This is a genomic window from Vibrio sp. 10N.222.52.C12, from assembly GCF_041474215.1.
In the GTDB taxonomy this organism is placed as follows: Bacteria; Pseudomonadota; Gammaproteobacteria; order Enterobacterales; family Vibrionaceae; genus Vibrio; species Vibrio crassostreae_C.
Genome location: NZ_JBFRTR010000029.1, coordinates 1 through 19,007 on the forward strand (window position 1 = coordinate 1; position 19,007 = coordinate 19,007).

General features: G+C 45.4%; 18 protein-coding genes and 2 pseudogenes. 10 read left to right on the forward strand and 10 right to left on the reverse strand.

The features are described 5' to 3' along the window. Positions 1 to 175 (reverse strand): annotated as a pseudogene (locus tag AB4623_RS06040) (IS110 family transposase); the annotation flags it as partial. A gap of 403 nt (positions 176 to 578) precedes the next feature. Between AB4623_RS06040 and AB4623_RS06045 the strand changes: the two are divergent. Both AB4623_RS06045 and AB4623_RS06050 read left to right on the forward strand, forming a co-directional pair. Further along, positions 579 to 860: a type II toxin-antitoxin system Phd/YefM family antitoxin gene (locus AB4623_RS06045; RefSeq protein ID WP_011080399.1), complete on the forward strand. Its 282-nt coding sequence runs from the start codon at positions 579 to 581 to the stop codon at positions 858 to 860. Continuing rightward, positions 857 to 1,144 carry a type II toxin-antitoxin system RelE/ParE family toxin gene (locus AB4623_RS06050; protein WP_017064044.1) on the forward strand — a complete coding sequence of 96 codons (288 nt, stop codon included), beginning with the start codon at positions 857 to 859 and terminating at the stop codon, positions 1,142 to 1,144. Before AB4623_RS06045 ends, AB4623_RS06050 begins: the two co-directional genes overlap by 4 nt. A 150-nt stretch (positions 1,145 to 1,294) precedes the next feature. Here AB4623_RS06050 and AB4623_RS06055 read toward each other — a convergent pair whose 3' ends face one another. After that, positions 1,295 to 1,573 (reverse strand): type II toxin-antitoxin system mRNA interferase toxin, RelE/StbE family, encoded by a 279-nt coding sequence (locus tag AB4623_RS06055; RefSeq protein ID WP_017064043.1) that lies wholly within the window; start codon positions 1,571 to 1,573, stop codon positions 1,295 to 1,297. Further along, the gene (locus AB4623_RS06060) at positions 1,570 to 1,854 is read right to left on the reverse strand and encodes a hypothetical protein (protein ID WP_017059448.1); all 285 of its coding nucleotides are present in this window, start codon (positions 1,852 to 1,854) and stop codon (positions 1,570 to 1,572) included. The genes AB4623_RS06055 and AB4623_RS06060 overlap by 4 nt, the downstream gene beginning before the upstream one ends. A gap of 185 nt (positions 1,855 to 2,039) precedes the next feature. Here AB4623_RS06060 and AB4623_RS06065 point away from each other — a divergent pair, with 185 nt between their 5' ends. Together AB4623_RS06065 and AB4623_RS06070 are read left to right on the forward strand one after the other, a co-directional pair. Then, the gene (locus AB4623_RS06065) at positions 2,040 to 2,741 is read left to right on the forward strand and encodes a biotin/lipoate A/B protein ligase family protein (protein ID WP_372145966.1); all 702 of its coding nucleotides are present in this window, start codon (positions 2,040 to 2,042) and stop codon (positions 2,739 to 2,741) included. A 144-nt stretch (positions 2,742 to 2,885) separates the two neighbouring features. Then, entirely contained in the window at positions 2,886 to 3,893 is a 1,008-nt protein-coding gene (locus AB4623_RS06070) for a substrate-binding domain-containing protein (protein ID WP_372145968.1), read from the forward strand. Positions 3,894 to 3,966: 73 nt separating this feature from the next. Here the strand turns inward: AB4623_RS06070 and edd are convergent, their stop codons facing one another. Beyond that, positions 3,967 to 5,763, reverse strand: coding sequence for a phosphogluconate dehydratase (gene edd / locus AB4623_RS06075; RefSeq protein ID WP_372145970.1), 1,797 nt, complete (start codon positions 5,761 to 5,763; stop codon positions 3,967 to 3,969). Further along, positions 5,760 to 6,284 carry a gluconokinase gene (locus AB4623_RS06080; protein WP_017059452.1) on the reverse strand — a complete coding sequence of 175 codons (525 nt, stop codon included), beginning with the start codon at positions 6,282 to 6,284 and terminating at the stop codon, positions 5,760 to 5,762. Before AB4623_RS06080 ends, edd begins: the two co-directional genes overlap by 4 nt. A gap of 242 nt (positions 6,285 to 6,526) precedes the next feature. Here AB4623_RS06080 and ascF point away from each other — a divergent pair, with 242 nt between their 5' ends. From ascF to AB4623_RS06095, 3 genes are all read left to right on the forward strand, one after another. Continuing rightward, positions 6,527 to 8,005 carry a PTS cellobiose/arbutin/salicin transporter subunit IIBC gene (ascF, locus tag AB4623_RS06085; protein ID WP_372145972.1) on the forward strand — a complete coding sequence of 493 codons (1,479 nt, stop codon included), beginning with the start codon at positions 6,527 to 6,529 and terminating at the stop codon, positions 8,003 to 8,005. Between the two features lie 71 nt (positions 8,006 to 8,076). Further along, positions 8,077 to 9,507, forward strand: a complete 1,431-nt coding sequence (gene ascB, locus AB4623_RS06090; protein WP_017059454.1) for a 6-phospho-beta-glucosidase — start codon at positions 8,077 to 8,079, stop codon at positions 9,505 to 9,507. A gap of 31 nt (positions 9,508 to 9,538) precedes the next feature. After that, the gene (locus AB4623_RS06095) at positions 9,539 to 10,156 is read left to right on the forward strand and encodes a bifunctional 4-hydroxy-2-oxoglutarate aldolase/2-dehydro-3-deoxy-phosphogluconate aldolase (RefSeq protein WP_017067569.1); all 618 of its coding nucleotides are present in this window, start codon (positions 9,539 to 9,541) and stop codon (positions 10,154 to 10,156) included. Positions 10,157 to 10,246: 90 nt separating this feature from the next. Here the strand turns inward: AB4623_RS06095 and AB4623_RS06100 are convergent, their stop codons facing one another. The 3 genes and pseudogenes from AB4623_RS06100 to AB4623_RS06110 form a co-directional block, all read right to left on the reverse strand. Further along, positions 10,247 to 11,122, reverse strand: a complete 876-nt coding sequence (locus AB4623_RS06100) for a radical SAM protein (RefSeq protein ID WP_017067570.1) — start codon at positions 11,120 to 11,122, stop codon at positions 10,247 to 10,249. A gap of 216 nt (positions 11,123 to 11,338) precedes the next feature. Beyond that, a complete protein-coding gene (locus tag AB4623_RS06105; RefSeq protein WP_102320416.1) occupies positions 11,339 to 12,160 on the reverse strand; it encodes an SDR family NAD(P)-dependent oxidoreductase in 822 nt (273 codons plus the stop codon). Positions 12,161 to 12,370: 210 nt separating this feature from the next. After that, positions 12,371 to 12,529, reverse strand: a pseudogene (locus AB4623_RS06110) (enoyl-CoA hydratase/isomerase family protein); the annotation flags it as partial. 446 nt (positions 12,530 to 12,975) lie between these two features. Here AB4623_RS06110 and AB4623_RS06115 point away from each other — a divergent pair. Continuing rightward, positions 12,976 to 14,349: an MATE family efflux transporter gene (locus AB4623_RS06115; protein WP_017064035.1), complete on the forward strand. Its 1,374-nt coding sequence runs from the start codon at positions 12,976 to 12,978 to the stop codon at positions 14,347 to 14,349. Between the two features lie 9 nt (positions 14,350 to 14,358). Next, positions 14,359 to 14,769, forward strand: a complete 411-nt coding sequence (locus tag AB4623_RS06120) for a LysR family transcriptional regulator (RefSeq protein ID WP_017059460.1) — start codon at positions 14,359 to 14,361, stop codon at positions 14,767 to 14,769. 127 nt (positions 14,770 to 14,896) lie between these two features. Here AB4623_RS06120 and AB4623_RS06125 read toward each other — a convergent pair whose 3' ends face one another. Next, positions 14,897 to 16,969 (reverse strand): alkyl/aryl-sulfatase, encoded by a 2,073-nt coding sequence (locus AB4623_RS06125; RefSeq protein ID WP_372145974.1) that lies wholly within the window; start codon positions 16,967 to 16,969, stop codon positions 14,897 to 14,899. A 189-nt stretch (positions 16,970 to 17,158) separates the two neighbouring features. Here AB4623_RS06125 and AB4623_RS06130 point away from each other — a divergent pair, with 189 nt between their 5' ends. Next, on the forward strand, positions 17,159 to 18,061 hold the full coding sequence (locus tag AB4623_RS06130) for a LysR family transcriptional regulator (RefSeq protein ID WP_017059462.1): 903 nt from the start codon (positions 17,159 to 17,161) through the stop codon (positions 18,059 to 18,061). On the opposite strand, the gene AB4623_RS06135 is transcribed toward AB4623_RS06130, so the two are convergent. Beyond that, positions 18,058 to 18,957 carry a DMT family transporter gene (locus AB4623_RS06135; protein WP_017059463.1) on the reverse strand — a complete coding sequence of 300 codons (900 nt, stop codon included), beginning with the start codon at positions 18,955 to 18,957 and terminating at the stop codon, positions 18,058 to 18,060. The two genes, AB4623_RS06130 and AB4623_RS06135, sit on opposite strands and share 4 nt — an antisense overlap. Between the last annotated feature and the right edge of the window lie 50 nt (positions 18,958 to 19,007).

Here is a 19,007-nt window from a genome sequence, read left to right on the forward strand (position 1 = left end):
CTTCAATAACGATTCGTTCAGGACTGTGACTCTTAATCGTTTTGAGTGCTTTTTTGATGCCTTTATCATTGTTCTCTACTGAGAAAAATAGGTCTAGTGGCCTGATGTGGATGCCTAATTGTGTTTTGCCGGTATCAACTCCAACGTTGATGCTTTGATTGATTTTGGTATTCATAATAAGCTAACTCATGCTTGCGTAATGCGGGTTCGAGACCCAGTCGACTATTCGAGGTTTATGCTTGAAGTCCTATGTAGCGTTCATGTTTGTTATCGGTCTCTCGATAGAGGAGCCAGCGTTTAAACGAACTACTACATAGAAAGCTTTAGTTGCAGCTAAAGCCTGGGTCTCACATTACCCGATTGGAGCGCTTATTATCCATACAAAGCGTTTAAGACAGATTCCCAACGCATGGCATTTTTTATTCCATCGTTGGGTTTTGTGTTTACGGTGGTATGGTTAGGTTTCGTGGTGGCGTTGCTCACTACTTAACGCGGCTATAACACAAAATCAGGCTATTGCTCAAAATTGCTATTTGAACTATTATTTGTACATTAAATTGTACCATAGGGAGTTCAACATGAGCCGCATCCATTTTGATCAAGATATTCAGCCTTTGTCTGAATTTCGTGCTGGCGTGACGTCATTTATTAAACAGATTAACGAAACTCGCAGACCACTAGTTATCACACAACGTGGTAAGGGTGTTGCGGTTGTCCTTGATGTTGCGGAGTATGAAGCAATGCAAGAGAAGATCGAGTTACTGGAAGAAATGCGTACTGCTGAAGCACAATTAGCTTCAGGTTTAGGTGTTTCCAATGAAGACGCTCGTGCTCAAGTATTGGGGCGCATTAAGAAATGAAAGTAGTCTGGTCACCACTAGCATTACAAAAGTTAGGTGATGCAGCCGAGTTTATTTCACTGGATAATCCAGTGGCGGCAGAAAACTGGGTTAATGAGGTTTTTGATAAAACTGATTTACTCTCAAGTATGCCTGACATGGGGCGAATGGTTCCTGAGCTGCCTCATACCAATTACCGTGAAATTTTGTTTGGTCACTATCGCATCATATATAGCCTTAGCCATGAAATTCGCGTCCTCACAGTACGAAATTGTCGTCAGATACTAACGGAAAGTGACGTGTAGCAATTGTGTTATAACAAGCAATTTAGGAGGGATTCACAACGCTTGGCACTTTTGCTCCTACTTCAAGTTAAGTGTTTATGGCACAATGCGTTAGGTTTGGGTGGAGGCGTTGTTCACCCCTTAATTGGGCTAGTTGCCCAGAGGAAGTAATCAATCCATTGGGAACTTTTGTTTCTGGTGGAGTACGCGCATAATTCGGATAATGTCGCCTTCGATCCAATAGGAGACGATCATTGAAATCTCAGGAATTATAAGTAATTGCCCACGAATGCCGTCTCTCTGTACACCCATTAGAGGCTGCTCAAGCAAGTTTTCTACTTTTGTTTCAATGAGGTTGTCAGCGTTTTCTGCCGCATCAGGGTTGAAGTCATAGATAAACTCAAAGATCCTTTCACGATCATTGAGTGATTCTTCTTCCCATAAAATCATTGCTTACCTCGATTACGTATTCTGGCTTTGCGTTCTTCCATTCGAGATTTAGCAGTTTGGTGTTCAACGAAAACGGATTCTCCTGAGTCAAACTTCTCAAATGCTAGGTTTACTTGTTCAGTTAGCCATGCATCGTGAGATAATGTCTGTCTTTGTTGCTCAGCGAGTTGCTCAGTAAGCTCACGGCAAGCACCACTCAGTGTGCGACCTTGGCTCTCAGCCATCTGTTGAGCTAGGCGTTTTGTTTCTTCATCAACACGAAATTGAATTCTAGTGTCCATGATGTATTCCTTTATTGGTGTGTGTACAAATGTTAGCACTCACCTTTGAGATGGGCAACTGACAAGCTACTATGGCGCCAATAACTAACTTTTGGTGCTATGTTTCATCGCACATAGTCCCATATCTCATCAACCATTGCAGAACGTTAAATGGTAGGTCACCACTATCTGTAGAGGAAAGTGCATTGAAGTTAACGAATAAACTCGTACGTTACCCGCACATTGATGTTAATCGTGCGTTTGAAAAAGAAGCTGAATTATTGCAGCAAATTCAGGCGGGTGAGATTGGGCAAGCCTTAATGTTGTGGCAAGCAAAAGCGCCGACACTTGTTTTGCCCGCAGGTAAAAAGTGGCCTGTGACCGTAGAGTCTAGAAAACAACTCGCGGCACAAGGTTGGCAACTCACCTCACGTAAAACAGGCGGCGCTCCCGTTCCCCAACTGTCGGGGATCATTAACTTATCGCACATTTACCATTGGCCTCGTGATGAAGCCTACAACATCCAAAAAGCGTATCTACATCTGTGCAATATCTTAACCCTGTTTTTTAAAGAACTGGGTATCGATGTGGATGTACACGCGACTTCCGGTTCTTATTGCGATGGTGATTACAATCTCAATATCAACAAACAAAAAATAGTGGGCACTGCGCAGCGTGTTTTGCTTAAACAAGGGGGCGGCCAAATTGTACTTTCGCAAGCCTGTATCTTGTTGGATGTCGACTTAGAGAACATCGTTGCACCCGTAAATTTTTATAATCAAGTTTGTGGCAATCCAACCGTGGTGGACGCGCAAGTTCATACTCCGTTGTCCGCACATCTGACAACTCTACCCAACGTAGACTCACTCTTTCAGCAGTTAAGCCAAGCTTTCATCAAGCATGCGTGATACCAACCTTTCGTTAACGCCAAACTAATTTGCCGATGGTAGAACGATTTCAATACTATGTGTCGATGACAACGAATGGGTTGAACTTGAGGCGGTGAGAACTTTATAATGTTACTTGTAACATAATAAAGAGTTCAAATAGTTATGACAGAACAGCAGAAGAAAACTCGAACCACACTTCAAGATGTTGCAGACAAAGTGGGGGTCACAAAGATGACCGTCTCTCGTTACATGCGCAATCCCGATTCAGTCGCAGCCAAAACTCGCGTTAAAATTGCAGCGGTTATTGAAGAGATGGGATACATCGAAAACAAAGCGCCAGCTATGCTCTCTAAATCGTCGAGTAAAGCGATCGGTATCTTGCTCCCTTCGTTATCAAACCAAATCTTTGCCGCGTTTGTTCAAGGTATCGAAACGGTTACTAAAGAGAATGGCTACGAGACGTTGCTTGCTCACTTTAGCTATGATGCTGTGGAAGAAGAGGAAAAGATTGCTTCGCTGCTTTCGTATCAAGTTGATGGGTTGATATTGACGGAAAGCCACCACACCCCCCGCACGTTACAGATGATCAAGAATTCAGGTGTTTCTGTTGTTGAAACGATGGAACTCCCAACCAATCCGATCGATATGGTTGTTGGCTTGGACCATATTGATGCTTCTTACCATGTCGTGAAGCGAATGATTGAAGCTGGTAAACGCTCTATTGCTTACTTTGGCGCTCGATTGGATGCGCGAACCAAGTTGCGTTTGCAAGGCTATGACAAAGCGATGTATGAGGCTGGATTAGAGCCTAAACACGTGTTGACTGAACAGCACTCTAACTTCTCTTTGGCTGAAGATCTGCTTGATCGCGCTCTTGCGGATTACCCAAATCTAGATGGCGTGTTCTGCACCAATGATGACATCGCGATAGGTACCTTGCTCATTGCCCAGCAACGTGGAATCCAAGTGCCGCAACAGCTATCTGTAGTGGGCTATAACGCGTTAGATATTGGTCAAACCATACGCCCAAAACTGACTAGCGTGGATACGCCACGTTATGAAATAGGTAAGAAAAGTGCCGAGCTACTGCTTGCCCGATTGAAAGGTGAGCCAGTCACGGAAACGGTAGTGGATATGGGCTATCGCATCACGGATGGAGAAAGCGTTTAACCAAGTATGGTGGAAACGGAAAGGGGCATCGAAATGATGCCCCTTTTGCTTTTACATTTAAGCGATGACACAGTTAGACGATAAAACTCGCCCCTTGTTCTGCACTCGAAACGCTTTGGCGCATCACGCTAAATAGGTTGCGCCCCATGGTTTGCTGGTTAGCGTCTACCTCAAACACCTTCGCTTGGCGAGACTGCATGTCGTTGAGGTTATTGAGTTCGCCACTCGCGCAATCTAAGCGCAGGATATCGCCTTCGCGAACAAGCCCAATGGCTCCGCCTCGAATCGCCTCTGGTGAGACATGAATCGCGGATGGGATCTTTCCTGAGGCTCCGGAAAGACGACCATCGGTAACCAGAGCCACTTTAAACCCTTGTTTCTGAACATTACCTAGAATCGGCATAAGCTTGTGCAGTTCAGGCATACCGTTCGCAGCTGGGCCATTGTTTATTACCACAACAATGCAATCTTTGTTGAGTTCACCTCGTTGATACGCGGCTTCTACCTTATGTTGGCAATCAAAAACTGCCGCAGGTGCTTCTATTACACGTTGCTCTTCTGCAACCGCTGACACCTTAATCACTGCGTTGCCAAGGTTCCCTGAAAGGACTCGCGTTCCGCCTGTGCTTTGGAATACCTGTTCTTGGCCTGCAATTACCTCTGCATCTGCCGACTGTTTGCACTTTTTCCACGTTAGCTTTCCATTTTCAAGCTCTGGAATACTCATTTGATCTTCAAACGAGCCAAAGGTAGGTGTGACATCTCGGTGCAGTAAGTTGGCTTGATCTAAACGGCGTAACAGCGCGGGAACTCCGCCTGCCGTTTGGAACGCATTCATATCTGCTGGACCGTTGGGATAAACTCGAGCAAGTAAAGGCACTACATCGGATAGATCGCTGATGTCTTGCCAAGTCAGAATAAATCCTGCTGCGCGTGCTACTGCGACCATGTGAATGCTGTGGTTGGTACTGCCACCTGATGCGAGTAGGGCAACAATGCCATTGATTAAGCTTTTAGCGGTAAAGACTTCAGAAAGCGGGCGGAAGTTTGCGGCTTGTGGTGTCATTGAAGCAATTTCAATGGCGGCATGCTGAGTGAGTGATGCGCGCAATTTAGAGTCAGGATGAATAAACGCTGAGCCCGGAAGCATCAGCCCCATCGCTTCAAATACCAGCTGATTGGTATTGGCTGTGCCGTAAAAAGTGCAGGTGCCCGCTGAGTGATAAGCGTTGCACTCCATATCCAGTAAGGCACTTTTTCCTACCTTACCAGCTGCGTATTCTTGGCGAATATGTACTTTCTCATCATTGCTGGTGCCCGTTGCCATCAAGCCCGCCGGAACAAAAGCGGTGGGTAGATGTGCAAAAGAGAGCGCGCCCATCAGTTGTCCTGGAGCTATCTTGTCGCAAATACCAAGTAATAGGGTTGAATCAAACACGTTGTGACTCAGTGAAAGAGCGGTCGATTGAGCAATCAAGTCCCTTGAAAACAAAGACATATCCATGCCTGGTTGCCCTTGAGTTACCCCGTCGCACATCGCAGGAACACAGCCTGCTACTTGAGAGGTGTGGCCGAACTTAGCTAACGCCTTTTTGATCTGATCTGGATAGTGTTGATACGGCTGGTGAGCGCTTAACATATCGTTGTAAGAGCTGATTAACGCCACATTGGATTTAGTGAGATCAAGAATCGAGCGTTTCTCATCGGAGCAAGAAGCTGCGACAGCATGAGCCAAGTTGCCGCAAGAAAGCCCTTTACCACCTTTGCCAGCAGAGGCTTGGTGTTGGGTTCGGTTTAGAAACGCTTCATGAGTCTCTTTGCTTCGTTCAATTAATCGTTGAGTCACCGCTTGGATGGTTGGAAGGGTCATGCTGTTTCTGCCTCATCAGTCATTGAAAGCACAATCGCAGCACAGTCCACAACGTCATCAATATCGCCATCAATGCTGATGACAACCGTATCTGGCTCGTGATCGGGTCTTTCTAATGTTTCGAACTGGCTTTTAATCATGTTCTCTTTCATGAAGTGGCCTTGGCGCTGACGCATTCGATGCAAGATCAGGTCAATGTTGCCATCTAAAAAGAGAAAGGTGAGGTTTTTGTTCCCTTCGCGAATTTGGTCGCGGTACTTCTTCTTCAACGCAGAACACACAATAATGCCGTGCTCATTTTTACTTTCTAGGCTGTACGCTGCATCACGAACGCGTTCCAGCCATGGAATGCGATCATCATCATTAAGAGGTTGGCCTGACGCCATTTTTTGAATGTTTGCTCGAGGATGAAGGTCGTCACCATCAATGAACTTACGCCCAAGTTTTTTTGCCAACTGCTCGCCTATCGTGCTTTTCCCACAAGCACTGACACCCATGACGATGACACTACTACCAGCCATAACTCAATCCTCTTAACAAATTTGCGCGTGATCTCAATTTTGAACATCGCTTGTAAATATGGCTTTATCTTATAAGCGTTACCGGTAACATGTTACCGGTAACTTAAGGAAGTGTGATGAAGGACACAAAACAACAATTCACAACAATTGTGATTGTTTTTGCATCCTATTGACGGAAAATTAGTCACATCTCACTATATTCGCGTTTAAAAATCACTGGAAAGAGATCTTTGGGGGATAAAATGGCCAACGATTACCGCGCAATTGCGAAATCTGTTGTTGAGCATCTTGGGGGCAAGACAAATGTGGCTGCCCTAACACACTGTATGACTCGACTACGATTCGTTTTACACAGCCAAAATGGCGTCGATATTAACAAGCTAAAAGCACTGAAAGGTGTGATGGGTGTTGTTGATAATGGAGACAAAGTACAAGTTATCATTGGTAACGAGGTATCGTATGCATACAAAGAAGTGATGGCGCTTTGTGAGCTATCCACTGTATCTGAGTCAGAGGTTCCTGCTAAAAAAGAGAAGCTAACGGCTAAGTCAATTGGTGCGAAAATGTTGGACGCACTGGTTGGTACCATGTCGCCTCTTATCCCAGCAATCATTGGCGCTTCAATGGTCAAACTGCTCGCCATGGTACTTGAGATGCTGGGCTGGGTTGAGCCAAATGCACCTACCTTGATTATCTTGAAAGCGATTGGCGATGGCGCCTTCTTCTTCCTACCGGTTATGGTTGCCGCTTCCGCATCGATCAAATTCAAGACCAATATGTCTCTTTCCATTGCGATTGCCGGTGTCTTAATCCACCCGAACTTTATGGAATTGATGGCGCAAGCAGCAGAAGGCAAGCACGTTGATTTCTTCGGTATCCCAATCACGTCAGTGAAATACACCTACACGGTTATTCCTGTACTTGTGATGACTTGGGCTCTTTCTTACATAGAACGTTGGGTAGATAGCATTACCCCTGCTGTGACTAAAAACTTCCTGAAACCTATGCTTATCGTATTGATTGCAGCTCCGGTTGCTATCGTACTTATCGGTCCATTTGGTATTTGGGTTGGTACTGCACTTTCAGCGCTTGTTTACACAATTCATGACACATTAGGTTGGTTGTCGGTTGCTATCATGGGCGCACTGTGGCCTCTACTTGTTCTTACTGGTATGCACCGTGTATTTACTCCAACGATTATTCAAACCATTGCTGAGACGGGTCGTGAAGGTATGGTTATGCCTTCAGAAATCGGTGCCAACCTCGGTATGGGTGGTGCGTGTCTGGCTGTTGCTTACAAAACCAAAAACAGCGCACTAAAGCAGACATCATTAGCCGCAGGTGCTTCAGCTATCTTCGCCGGTATCTCTGAGCCTGCATTGTACGGCGTGCTTGTTCGTCTGAAACGTCCACTTATCGCAACAATGATTACTGGTTTTATCGTAGGTGCATTAGCGGGCATGGGTGGCCTTGCGAGTCACTCGATGGCAGCACCAAGCTTGTTTACGAGTGTTCAGTTCTTCGATGTGAATGACCCAATGAGTATCGTTTGGGTGTTCGGTCTGATCGCATTGTCTATTGTTCTGTCATTTGTTCTAACCCTAGTTTTAGGCTTTGAAGATGTTCCAGAAGATGATGCCGATGAGAAAGCAACTTCAGAGTCAGCAAACAAAGAAGCTGGTAAGGCAGAAGACAAGCCGACAGTAGTGTCCGCGTCTTAATTAGAATTGATTAATTTATTCAGTCACCTTACTTCAGCGTAAGGTGACTTTTATTGTTTCCGAGGTATTCGATGTCAAACATTCAATTTCCCGAAGATTTCTTATGGGGCGGCGCTATTGCTGCAAACCAGTCTGAAGGCGCTCACTTAGCGGGTGGTAAAGGCCTAACAACCGTAGATATGATCCCTTATGGTGAGAACCGCATGCCAATTAAGCTTGGTCAGGTTGATAAGGTGACGCTCAGCGAAGACGAGTTCTACCCAAGCCATAACGCGATAGACTTTTATCACCGTTACAAAGAAGACATCGCCTTGCTGGCAGAGATGGGATTTAAAGTCTTCCGCGTATCCATCGCTTGGAGCCGAATCTTTCCAAAAGGTGACGAGCTAGAGCCGAACCAAGCTGGCTTAGATTTTTACCGTGATGTTTTTGAAGAGTGTAAGAAATACGGTATTGAGCCGCTCGTTACCTTGTGCCATTTCGATGTGCCTATGCACTTGGTCAACGAGTATGGTTCGTGGCGTAATCGTAAGATGATTGAGTTCTTTAGCCGTTACGCGAGAACCTGTTTCGAAAACTACAAAGGCTTGGTGAAATACTGGTTAACTTTCAACGAAATCAATATTTTACTAGCGAGCCCGTTTTCTGGTGCTGGATTGTTGTTTCAGGAAGGCGAAAATCACGATCAAGTGAAGTACCAAGCAGCTCACCATGAGCTAGTAGCAAGCGCTTTGGTAACCAAGATTGCCCATGAAGTTGATGAGCAAAACCAAGTGGGTTGTATGCTGGCGGGCGGTAACTTCTATCCATATTCATGTAAGCCAGAAGATGTGCTGATGGCTATGGAAAAAGACCGCGAGAACCTGTTCTTTATCGATGTTCAATCGCGTGGTTACTACCCATCTTATGCTCAAAAAGTGTTTGATAACAAAGGTGTGGTGCTTGAAACACAAGAAGAAGATTTCGAGATTCTAAAGAACACCGTCGATTTCATTTCTTTCAGTTATTACGCTTCACGCTGTGCTTCCGCTGATATGAATGCAGGAAATACGAGTGCAGCGAACGTCGTTAAGTCCATCAAAAACCCTCATCTTCCAGCAAGTGATTGGGGCTGGGTCATTGACCCTACAGGTCTTCGAATTACGATGAACACACTCTATGACCGTTACCAGAAACCACTTTTCTTGGTAGAAAATGGCTTAGGTGCTCGTGATACCTTGGATGACAATGGAGAAGTGAACGATGATTACCGCATTGATTACCTTCGTCAGCACATTGTTGCGATGCATGAAGCAATGGAAGACGGTGTACCATTGATGGGTTACACACCTTGGGGTTGTATCGATCTTGTTGCGGCGTCGACCGGAGAGATGAGCAAGCGCTATGGGTTTATCTACGTGGACAGAGACAACCTAGGCAATGGTACGTTAAATCGTATTCCTAAAAAGTCATTCCACTGGTACAAAAAAGTGATCGCAAGCAACGGCAGCGACTTGGCTTAATTTGTCTGTTTGATAATGAGAGAAATGAACAATGAAAACAATTGAACAGCGACTCAGAGATATTCGCATCGTTCCGGTGATCGCCATTAATGACGTTGCTCAGGCTGTGCCGCTTGCGAAAGTACTGGTTGAAAATGGCTTGCCTTGTGCTGAAGTGACATTTCGTACAGAAGCGGCAGCAGAGTCGATTCGTTTGATGCGTGAAGCTTACCCTGAGTTACTGATTGGCGCAGGTACTGTGCTGACTACAGAGCAGGTGGATACTGCCATTAATGCGGGTGTTAATTTCATTGTCAGCCCAGGTTTGAATCCAACCACAGTCAAATACTGTCAGCAAAGAGGGGTTACGATTGTTCCTGGAGTGAGTAACCCAAGCTTGGTTGAACAAGCAATGGAAATGGGGCTTAAGACACTAAAGTTCTTCCCTGCCGAGCCATCTGGCGGTGTCGCAATGTTGAAAGCGTTGACGGCTGTTTACCCGGTTAACTTTATGCCTACAGGCGGTGTAAGCCCAGCGAACGTTGAGTCTTACTTAGCACTGAAATCAGTCGTTGCCTGCGGTGGAACTTGGATGGTACCGACAGACAAAATGGACAAGGGTGATTGGGATGGAATCGCAGAATTAGTCCGAGCGGTCGGCTCCAGATAGTTCGATAGAGAGATACATAGCTAGAAAATGAAAGGGCCAGCTGACACTGGCCCTTTTTGTGGCTGCTTCAAACGATGTAGAGGTTACTCGTTACCAAGCAAAAGTTTTAATGACGTTTTGCTTAGTGATTGGGTTATGCGCGATGTCTTGATTTATCTTATCAAGAAACGGCTTACGAGCCTGAGGCAACATGCCACGCATTGGTGAGATGTTATTGCCGTGGTCACCCCAGTAGTAGCAATCGAAATCTTCTAGGTTTTCGAGTAAGTATTTTTCTTCTTCCAGAATCTGCAATGGCGTTGGTAAAACAAACTCGCCACGGTTTACTTCTTTTTCCAATACCGATCCCGGTTGAACGGCTAAAGCCATTGGTGCAATCGCATCTGGCTGCATGATGTTCAACAAGCTGGTGGTATTAATCGCATGCTCTATAGAACGCTCTTTGCCGCCAAGGCCAAAGATGAAAGAAGCCAGTACCTTGATGTCTGCTTCACGGGCTAGGTTCATTCCTTCAATCGCATGCTCACGCGTCATGCGCTTTTGAATGCGTTCAAGCAAAATTGGGTCACCGGACTCCAAGCCTGAATAGGCCATGCTTAAACCTGCCGACTTAATCTCTTTTAATTCAGACAAGCTCTTACGACGGAAGTCATTGAACCCTGAATACAGAGAGATGTTCTTGATCTCTGGGAAGGTGATCTTGATGTAATCCAGAATCGAAATCAGCATCTCGGTTCTAATCGCCATCACATTACCATCGACCAAAAAGATAGATTCAACATGCGGGTAGATTTTTCTCGCCGCATCAATATCTTCAAAGATGTCTTTGATGTCTCTTACTTTGAAACGCTTATCATCAAACATCGTGCAGAAGGTACACTGGTTATTACTGCACCCCAATGTTGTCTGGATGAGTACGCTCTCTGCTTCCATCCAAGGACGATAAACTTTACCTTCAAAACGCATAAATGCTCCTCGGCCGTAGCCTGTGTTGTTTCGACGGGGGCAAGTTTAGCAATCTGCATCTTGGGTGATAATTGGGCAAAGCGGGGAATCAGTATTAAAGAAATCTTAATAATCGAAAGAGCGCGCAGTTCTTTGTCTGTATAGATAGAACTGCGGCTTGGATTGTGTGTGTGGTGGTGGGGGGAGTGTTAGTGGTCGTTTTTTACTAATGAATGATCAGTGCGTAACGCACAGCTTTTCTTCGAGTAATTGATTAAGCACTGTCACCAGCTTGTGGTTCTTAGTGTTGTCTAATGCGTCGGCGTGCGGGTCTTTGAACAACCCAGAATCATTATCAAAATATTGACCAGAAGCGTTGGCAAACTCATCACTGAGCGCAGCACGACAAAGAATATCGGCTCCAATCGCAAGGTCGTTGCCATCAACGCCATAAGCATCTTTCACTAATTTACTACCAAGGAAAGAAGCTGGGTTTACAGGGATAATTGCGGTGCCTTTGTCTAAAAGAGTATTGGCTAATTCGATGGACCACATCGTTAGCGCCAGCTTACTTTGCGCGTAAACCGGACCATCAAGTTCGCCCGCATTCGGACTGATTAATGCATCTAGATCTACGGGTGCTTGGGCTGCTGAAGATAGGTTGACGATACGACCTGTCGCATCAAAAAGAGGAAGCAGCTTTTGTGTCAGTAGATACGGCGCAATGGTGTTTACGACAAAACGCACATCAAGATTGTCTGGAGTGGTGATGTCCGACACTTTATACACACCTGCGTTGTTAATGAGTATATCGAGTCGTTTGTGATCGCTTTTGATTTGGGTTGCGAGCGCCTCAACTTCAGAGAGCGTCGATAGGTCTGCGATGTAGCTTTCGATGATTGCATTCTTAGACAGGCGAGACAGAGCGGTCACGACTTTATTGACCTTAGCTGGGTTGCGGCCATGAATCAGAACATGGTGCCCTTGCTGCGTTAGTGCTTTTGCGGTCTCTAAACCAATGCCATCCGTGGCACCTGTGATCAGAATTATTTTTTGCATATTCCGTCCTTCAAAAAATAGTTTGAACAACGTTATAACAAAGATTAATGACACATAGTTGCATTTGGCTCACAAGCTGAAGACTCAAATGTGAGTCTATGGGGCAAATAATGACCATTTTAACACTTGGTGGTTAACCGTTGGCGTTTAACGATTAAGTAAGACAATGGGTCAGTTTGTGACTGACCCAAATTAAGAGAAGTGACCGAGTTATTTGATGTCTTGAACGTTCATAACCAGAGTTTCCCAGTTACGTTGGTTTTCCATATCGTGCTCTAGGCCTTGCTCATCGGCAATTTGGAAGCGCTTAACCGCAGGGGTTTTGCTCGTAGCTTGATACAACCAATAAGCTTCCGCTTTGAGTGCTTCGGCTTCGTCAGCATCAAAGTCTCTTGCCCTTGAACATTCACAGTACCGAAGTCAAAAGTGACGGTAAGAATTCCATCCTCGGCTTGAGCTTTAAACGTTGTATAACCTTGATATACCATTTCCATATTCCTTCTGAGAGATTTCATTTCAGCCTATTCAGTGTGAATGCGACCTAAATTCAGGCTAGCGAGGAATGTTCGAACCAACAATTAACCATTAAACGAAACACTATTAACGAATTATTAAGAGTGTTGGCGCGTTTGATAATTTCAATTTATTCAGTGTCTTAGATGGATATTTTAACGTTGAAGGTATCTTGCTAATTCGATTGTCAACGAAATCTAAAAACTCATTCCTTGTCTGGCGCTCTTATCCTTTTCATTTAGCTTCGTATACTGCTCAACTAGGTAATTAGCCCCAAGGTACAGACAAGAGTGAACCGACTTATGCAGATGAGATCCGCGACTTTGAAAACCATTATTGAGAAAACGCTGCCACTGACGCTGGGTGTGTTTGCGATCATGATGGTTCAATTGGTCGATTCGATCTTTATTGGTCAGCTAGGGGTGAATGAATTGGCGGTTCACGGTATCACCTTGCCATTTCAAGCAGCGTTTACCGGTGTTCAAGTGGGCATCGGTGTGGCGGCAACGTCCATTATTTCTCAAGCGGTAGGGGCAAAAGAACAACGTAAATCTACTTCAATTGCGACGCTGTCGGTTGGATTTGGAGTGTTGGTGATTGCTTTGATCTGCATAGGGCTGATTGTTTTTAGCGATTCTGTTTTTGCGTCGTTTGTGAATGATGTCTCTGACGCTCAATACCAATCCATGCTGTCTATTTTTAATGTGTACTGGCCACTGTGGTTGTTCAGTGCATTGATGGTGGCGGTGCTTTATCTGGCCACCTGCGTTTATCGTGCCAATGGCGATACCAAAACAACCGGAAGCATGTTCTTGGCTGCTAGCGTGATTAACCTAATTCTCGACCCTATTCTGATCTTTGGATTGGATATGGGCATCGCAGGGGCGGCGATCGCATCGAGCATTGGCTACGCTTTCGGCGCAATCTACATGCTAATCAAGTCTCGCGGCAAAGGTTGGTTTGGCTTCAATGGCGCGTGCAGTAACCGAATCAAAGGCTACAGTTTTGAGTTATTCAAGACGGTAATGCCAACCACTGCGAATCAGATATTACCTGCGGTCAGCGCGTTCTTCTCAATGCTATTGATTGCGAGAATCGGAACCGATGAGATGGCTTTTTGGAGCTTACTCGCCCGTGTTGAAAGTTTTATGCTGGTGTTTTCTCTTGCTCTGACGATGTCTATCCCGCCTATGATTGGTCGTTACCTAGGGGCGCAGCAGCGATGCAAAATCCCTGAGCTATTGAATACAACAGCGAAGTTCTTATTGGTTTTCCACACCGTGATGGCAACATTGTTGGCGCTGTTTAGTGGCTGGATTATTCCTGTTATCTCGGAAGAACAAAGCATACGCAGCTGGTTTGAAGTGACCTTGTTATTTATACCGTTCAGCTATGGGCCGCTTGGGCTTTGCATGTTGGTTGCGTCGGTCTTTAATGCCTTGGGTGTGCCGCGTAAAGCTTTGAATGTCTCTTTCCTACGCTTGTTTGTTTTCTACATTCCCGCTTTATGGATCGGCTCGATAACCGGAGACATGGTCAATGCGGTTATTGCTGCGACAGTCGCCAATGTTTTAGCGGGCGCTTTTGCATGGTTTAAGCTTAATGCCTATATTAAAACTCACATTATTCCCCGTGCCGCTGCGGCCAATAAGCAGCGTGTACTCAGCGCAGGCTAGCCATTATTGATGAACATTGAACATCTAAAATTGTTTGTGCGACTCGCGTCTACGCACAATATAGGTCAAGCAGGACAAGAGCTTGGGTTGTCACCTCCGGTAGCCAGTATTCATATCGGAAAACTCGAAGAGAGCCTAGGTGCTATCCGCGTCGATCACGGTGAAGCGGTAAGGGATGTATGTGTCGATGGCTTGGGCATTGCCATGTGCGCGAGTTGGATAGCATACAAGCAGCTCGCGGAAGGTTCGCTGGTTGAGGTGTTGCCGGATTACCCTTTAAAGGATGAGGCGGCTATCTGGGCGGTATACCCGAGTGCTCAGTTACTTGCACCAAAGGTGCGCGTATTTATCGATTACTTTGTTCAATATTATGGTTCACCTTCTTATTGGGATTGCGACGTAAACGGGCAAACTCAATAGCGATTCAGAAGCATATATTGAGAACAAATAAGAAAGCCCCAACCAAAAGGGAGGGGCTTGTTTTTATGTTCTTTATAGAACGTTTTTCTAGCTAACTGCTGTTGTTTTTATTTAGTGTATCTGGCGTTTAATGAGCGTGTACCGCTGAATCTTGGTATAGCTCTGCATCAACTTCTTCGCCTTTGTTTGGACGCGGTACAATCTCAAAAGAGGTGTCAGCTTCTGTCAGTGAAGACAGCAGTTTGTTAAGTGATGTCTTATCACCTTTCACGCCTGCTTGTCCGTCTTCTAACAGTTTTCCTAGGCTTGTTTTCTTAAGCACGATGTCAGACACGTCAGACTTATTGATGATCAGTGTTGTATCGGCGTCTTGTAGCTCGCTCACTTGAATATTGTTCAGGTTACCGTTAGACATTTCAACGTAGTAGAACTCTTGCACGTCTGGTAGCTGAATATTCAACGTAAATGGTGTTTCTTGTGCTTTTAGCGAATCCACTTTAACTGCTAAGTAATCCAACAAGTTCTCAATGGTCATGTTCGCTAACACATCCGGAGATGCAGTCTTTGGTGCGCCCGGTTGTGTGCCAATGCGAAGCTCTTGAGCGCCGGTTAGGTAGATGTTTCTCCAACCTGCACCTTCTGATTGATAACCCAACTGCTCGTATGTATCTGCCAATAAGCCACGTGCAACTTTGTTTTCTGGCTCAGCTTGAATCACCTTATTCAGTGCTGTTGCAATGAAGCGGTATTCACCTTCTTGGAAATCTTGCTGCGCTTTTTCAATCACAGCGTCGCTGCCGCCCATGTACTCAACAAACTTCACTGACTCTGGCTTGATTGGTAGTGGGTTTAGGTTAGCTGGGTTCATGTCGAAGTAACCAAGATACATGTTGTACACAGCGCGAGCATTGTGAGAGTAAGTACCGTGGTAACCGTTGGTGTGCCAAGACTGTTGGATGCTGTCTGGCATGACCTTGTAAATCTCGTCACCGATGTCTTGCAGAACCACGCCGTTATTGGCTAAGCGAAGCGTTTGGTTATGAGTAAAACCGTAAGCGTCACGCTGCATTTTTAGGTAATCAGAGATCTCTTGTTCGCCCCAGATTGGCGATGAGTGAGACGCAAACAACACCTCTGTTTCTTCACCCCAAGTGATTAACATCTCGTTGATCTTCTTAGACCATTTCAAGCCGTCACGTACTTTAGCGCCACGCAGCGTGTACAGGTTGTGCATGCCTTGGTAGGTCAGTTCGCCAGTCCAAAGTGCTTTCATGCTTGGAATATATGTCACCATTTCAGAGGCCGCTTCGGTACCTGAAGCATCCATGAATTGCATTTCTAGGCCGTCGATAACCAGAGTTTCAATCTCTTCGTTATGGTTCAGCTCGTAGTCTGGCAGTACGTAAGTAATGCTACCGGTTGATAGACCTTTCGACAGTGCCGCATCCACAATACCGTGTTCGTGTCGGTTCAGGGTTGCGCCATATTGATATGCGGTACGACGAGACATTGCATTACCCGCCAATACGTTTTCGTCGACGATTTCTTTAGTGATGTTTTTCGAACCGTACACTTTTACATCTGGATACGCGTCTTTGATTGCTCTTGCGCCACCAAAGTGATCAGCGTGCGAGTGAGAGTAAATCATGGCAACGACTGGCAGTTCACCGCCGTCAGGCACATTGTTCTTGAAGAATTCGAGTGATTTGGCGGCTGATTCTTTGGTAAGAAGAACGTCGTAGGCGATCCAACCGTTGTCACTACGAATGAAAGAGATAGACGCTAAATCTGCACCTCGAACTTGGTAAACTTTACCCGGAACAACTTCATATAAACCTTCCGCCGCTTGGTTCAATACCGCTTGGCGCCACAGTGAAGGGTTTACTGAATCTGGTGCTTGGTCTGCATTCGTCACACTTGGATCGATGAAGTTAAAGCTATTACGAATGATGTCGCCCGTCTCTTGATCAAAGCTAGCAATCAGACCTTTGTTGTTATTGTCGAAAGCGCGAGTGTCGGCAAAGTTCAGTGTTTTTGCGAACTCTTGGTTTGCTTTGGTCGTCATCTCGGTTGCGCTTTTGCCACCTTGATCGCCAATTTCGCTGAAGTGTGCGTGGTCATGGTTAGCTGCAATCGCCGGGAATGCCAGCGAGATAGCTAGGAACAGTGATGCATTTTTGAACGTGCGAGAAGTTTTCATAAGAGCCTCTTCATTTCAGAATTTTGTTTCGTTGAGGCGATTATAGGAATAAGACATATAGCAAAAAATAAAGTAAGCTTTATTTAACACATCACGAACTGTTATGTGTTGTATGCTTAAAAGTAGCAGATTGAAGCGCAAAGCTTGTCGCATACCCAATGCGAGTGCAACTAAACATGGAGAGTGACCGTGAGTGATGTTGAAAAGTTAGATCTAAATTTACTGAGCGTATTTTTGGAAGTGTATCGATTAAAGTCGATAACGCTTGCATCAGAATCGCTTGGTATGACTCAGCCTGGGGTTAGCGGGGCATTGAAGCGATTGCAATCTCAGCTTGATACCGACCTGTTTATTCGTGAAGGGCGTGGGATTATTCCGACTAACGCTGCGGTGCAATTGGCAGACCGAGTAGAGCCTGCTCTAGAAGGGATAAGCAGCGCAGTAAGCACTTTAAAGACATTTGATAATCAGCAGCATCATGTGTTTCGTATCCTGGTGAATGAGATTGGATTAACCAAGCTTCAACCTCTCGTCGAGCAAGATGAGACGTTGGGCAATATCTCGATTGAATTCAATATGGTGCCGAACAACGAAGAAGAATTATTGCAAGGCTTGAGCATGCAACAAGCTGATTTAGCGATTGATATCCATTACCCGCAAGTTAACGGCTACATGAAGCAGCCGATGATTGAAGATGAGTTGGTGCTGATAGCTCGAAAGGGGCATCCGAGAATCAATGGCTCTGTGACGCAAGAGCAATATTACAACGAAAAGCATGTTACTTTTAGAATGCGTCGAACCCGTTTATACACGGCAGATTATTTTACCAAGTCGCCACTGAAACAGAGAAAAGTGAGTGCCGAGTGTGACTCGCTGATGACCATGTGTGTGCTGGTATCGGGCTCAGATTGTGTCGGCAGTACATCGCGTGATTTTGCCAATCAATTTTCCGAATCCTTCCAGCTTCAAGTCCTTGATCAGCCGTTTGAAATCTTACCGATGCAGCAATACATGATTTGGCATAAAAGAACCGATTTGAACCCTGCTCATCAGTGGCTGAGAAACAAGATTCAGCAATATATGGCTGATTAACGAGCCGCTCTTGCTGCTCGTTTCTGTTTGGCGCTCTCTATCATCTTAGAAGGCGTCATTCCTGTCACCAACATGGTGCCGGTGATAACCAGAATTGAACCAACAATCGTATTGATGCCAATTGCTTCATCTAAGAATAAGTTACCCCATAGAATACCAAATACCGGAATGATGAAGGTCACGGACAGGGCTGAAGGTGCGCCGAGTTCAGAGACGAGATTGAAGTAAAGTAGATACGCTAACCCAGTACATACCGCGCCTAATAAGACAACCGATGTAGTGATCGTAACGTCGGGTGTTTCTCTCATCGGAATAAAGAATACAAACGGCAAAACCAGCAATACCGCAGCCCACATGCTGCCATGAGCATTGTTGAATGCCTCAACTTTAGGGGCTTGTTTGGTATAGTTTGACGCTATTCCGTAGCTAAAGGCCGCCATCACTGCTGCAAAGATAGGAAGCATAGCCTCACGGCCAATGTTCATCGCATCCCAACCGACTAACACGCCAACTCCTGTTACCCCAATCCCAAGTCCCAATAGAACTTTCGCCTCGAGTGCTGTTTTGGTCCATATTGCACCAATGATTGCCGCCCATATTGGCGCGGTAGAGTTCAAGATGGCGAGTGTCGAGGCGTTAAGTGTCTGCGCGGCATAAGCGAAAAGCAAAAAAGGAAGTGTGGTGTTAAACAGGCCGAGAATGAAGAAGTGTTTTGCGTGATCATGAAAAGAGAGCTTCTTTTTTAAATAGAAAGAAACTAAAAGCAGAGTAAGTGCTGCAAACAGAACTCGCGCTTCAATTAAGACTGCGGGCCCTAATGGATTGGCGGCCATTCTCATGAAAAGAAACGAGCCTCCCCATATAGCCGCAAGTAGTATCAGTTTTAAAAAGCTCACAGTTTGAATCTCAGATTGTGTAAAACCTGACTATGGAGGAAAGATAACTA

What these genes read in the sequence shown, in the direction of transcription:
- AB4623_RS06045 (WP_011080399.1), top strand. Translation starts at nt 579, where the DNA reads ATGAGCCGCATCCATTTTGATCAAGATATTCAGCCTTTGTCTGAATTT.
- AB4623_RS06115 (WP_017064035.1), top strand. Translation starts at nt 12,976, where the DNA reads ATGCAGATGAGATCCGCGACTTTGAAAACCATTATTGAGAAAACGCTG.
- AB4623_RS06055 (WP_017064043.1), bottom strand. Translation starts at nt 1,573, where the DNA reads ATGATTTTATGGGAAGAAGAATCACTCAATGATCGTGAAAGGATCTTT.
- AB4623_RS06095 (WP_017067569.1), top strand. Translation starts at nt 9,539, where the DNA reads ATGAAAACAATTGAACAGCGACTCAGAGATATTCGCATCGTTCCGGTG.
- ascF (WP_372145972.1), top strand. Translation starts at nt 6,527, where the DNA reads ATGGCCAACGATTACCGCGCAATTGCGAAATCTGTTGTTGAGCATCTT.
- AB4623_RS06100 (WP_017067570.1), bottom strand. Translation starts at nt 11,122, where the DNA reads ATGCGTTTTGAAGGTAAAGTTTATCGTCCTTGGATGGAAGCAGAGAGC.
- ascB (WP_017059454.1), top strand. Translation starts at nt 8,077, where the DNA reads ATGTCAAACATTCAATTTCCCGAAGATTTCTTATGGGGCGGCGCTATT.
- edd (WP_372145970.1), bottom strand. Translation starts at nt 5,763, where the DNA reads ATGACCCTTCCAACCATCCAAGCGGTGACTCAACGATTAATTGAACGA.
- AB4623_RS06080 (WP_017059452.1), bottom strand. Translation starts at nt 6,284, where the DNA reads ATGGCTGGTAGTAGTGTCATCGTCATGGGTGTCAGTGCTTGTGGGAAA.
- AB4623_RS06125 (WP_372145974.1), bottom strand. Translation starts at nt 16,969, where the DNA reads ATGAAAACTTCTCGCACGTTCAAAAATGCATCACTGTTCCTAGCTATC.
- AB4623_RS06050 (WP_017064044.1), top strand. Translation starts at nt 857, where the DNA reads ATGAAAGTAGTCTGGTCACCACTAGCATTACAAAAGTTAGGTGATGCA.
- AB4623_RS06060 (WP_017059448.1), bottom strand. Translation starts at nt 1,854, where the DNA reads ATGGACACTAGAATTCAATTTCGTGTTGATGAAGAAACAAAACGCCTA.
- AB4623_RS06105 (WP_102320416.1), bottom strand. Translation starts at nt 12,160, where the DNA reads ATGCAAAAAATAATTCTGATCACAGGTGCCACGGATGGCATTGGTTTA.
- AB4623_RS06070 (WP_372145968.1), top strand. Translation starts at nt 2,886, where the DNA reads ATGACAGAACAGCAGAAGAAAACTCGAACCACACTTCAAGATGTTGCA.
- AB4623_RS06120 (WP_017059460.1), top strand. Translation starts at nt 14,359, where the DNA reads ATGAACATTGAACATCTAAAATTGTTTGTGCGACTCGCGTCTACGCAC.